This window comes from Dietzia sp. DQ11-38-2, assembly GCF_014145055.1.
GTDB lineage: Bacteria > Actinomycetota > Actinomycetes > Mycobacteriales > Mycobacteriaceae > Dietzia.
Genome location: NZ_JAALDW010000514.1, coordinates 1 through 1550 on the forward strand (window position 1 = coordinate 1; position 1550 = coordinate 1550).

A 1550-nucleotide genomic window follows, 5' to 3' on the forward strand; every position below is an offset into this window, starting at 1 on the left:
CACCGGCGCGGAGGTGGACCGCAGCGCGGCCCGGATCCCGGGGACGGCGAGAATCGCGCCGACGGAGACCACGGGGTTGGAGGGGGCGACGACGACGAGGTCGGCTTCCGCGATGGCCTCGAGGGTCTCCGGGGTGGGCCGGGCCGCCTCGGCGCCGATCTGCACGAACGCCGAGGCCGGCAGCTGCGCCCGGTGGCGGACCCACCACTCCTGGAAGTGGATCGCCCGCTCGCCGGAACCCTGCTCGTCGTCGGGGCCGCCGGGGACCACGACGTGAGTCTCACAGCGGTCGTCGGTCACCGGCAGCAGACGGACGCCGGGCGACCAGCGGGTGCACAGCGCCTCGGTGATGTCGGTCAACCGATACCCGGCCCCCAGCATCTGCGTACGGACCAGGTGCGTGGCCAGGTCCTTGTCCCCGAGACCGAACCAGTCGGGCTGGACGCCGTAGGCGGCGAGTTCATCGCGGCAGTTCCACGTCTCGCCCGCGTGACCCCACCCGCGATCGGGATCGATGCCCCCGCCGAGGGTGTACATGCAGGTGTCGAGGTCGGGGCATATCCGGACACCGTGCATCCACGCGTCGTCCCCGACGTTGACCACCGCGTCGAGGCGGTGTGTGGGGGCGGCGTGGTGGGGATCGGCCTCCCGTCCCGGCGTGCCCCGACCTGCCGGGGCAGGGTCCAGTCCGAGAAGGCGACGTGCGCCGAGCAGGAAACGGGCGCCACCGACGCCACCGGCCACTACACAGATCCTCACGTCGACCAAGCGTAGTGACGGGGTCGCGGCGCGGGCAGGGCGGCCGGGCGTTCCGGGCGACCACCCCGATCCGAGGGTGTTCCACGCCACACCAGATCCGGCGTGTCACTGCCGCGCGCGGCGCACGGAAATGCTAGGTATCCCCGAATTCGCTTGACCTGGACGACTCGCATGTGTGTAATCACAGGTGTGTCATTCGTATCTGAGCGGCACGCGGGGCCGGGCAGACGCACGAGCGACGAGCAACGTAACACGAGGGGATGACCGTGGATCGACAGTCACGCACCGCAGCGGGACCCGAACTGGCCCTGGTCGACCTCGGCACCGGCGCGCTCTTCGCGGAGGACGAGGAGGAGAGCTGGCAGGAGCGGGCACTGTGTTCGCAGACCGATCCTGAAGCCTTCTTCCCGGAGAAGGGCGGCTCGACCCGCGAGGCCAAGAAGATCTGCACGGGATGCGAGGTCAAGGCAGAGTGCCTGGAGTACGCCCTGGCCAACGACGAGCGATTCGGCATCTGGGGTGGACTGTCGGAGCGCGAACGTCGTCGGATCAAGCGTGACGCCGTGATGTGAGGGTGACAGTGATGTGATCCTGCCCGGGCGGGTCACTCCTCGCCGGGGCCGGCCTCCACGTCGTCGGGGGAGATCTCCAGATGCTGTGAGACCAGTTCCACCAGCACGGAGTAGATGAGGTCGCGGAGGTCGTCCCCACCCGGCGCGCGGCGGGTGAGCGGCCTGCGGAACAGGACCAACCGGGCCCGCGTGGGCTGGCCGGCCCGGTCGACGCCCGCC

At 70.4% G+C, this 1550-nt stretch carries 3 protein-coding genes; 1 reads left to right on the plus strand and 2 read right to left on the minus strand.

The annotated features are described in order from the left end of the window. The coding region (gene cofD, locus G6026_RS16030) for a 2-phospho-L-lactate transferase (RefSeq protein ID WP_182613752.1) at window positions 1–759 on the minus strand (759 nt) is incomplete at its 3' end. A gap of 260 nt (window positions 760–1019) precedes the next feature. On the opposite strand from cofD, the gene G6026_RS16035 reads away from it, so the two are divergent. Further along, entirely contained in the window at window positions 1020–1331 is a 312-nt protein-coding gene (locus G6026_RS16035; protein ID WP_107755930.1) for a WhiB family transcriptional regulator, read from the plus strand. Between the two features lie 32 nt (window positions 1332–1363). Here G6026_RS16035 and G6026_RS16040 read toward each other — a convergent pair. Then, window positions 1364–1550: metallopeptidase family protein (locus tag G6026_RS16040; protein ID WP_182613753.1), on the minus strand; the 187-nt coding region annotated here is incomplete at its 5' end.

Excerpts from the sequence above, each read along its gene's own strand:
- G6026_RS16035 (WP_107755930.1), top strand. The coding sequence starts at position 1,020 with ATGACCGTGGATCGACAGTCACGCACCGCAGCGGGACCCGAACTGGCC.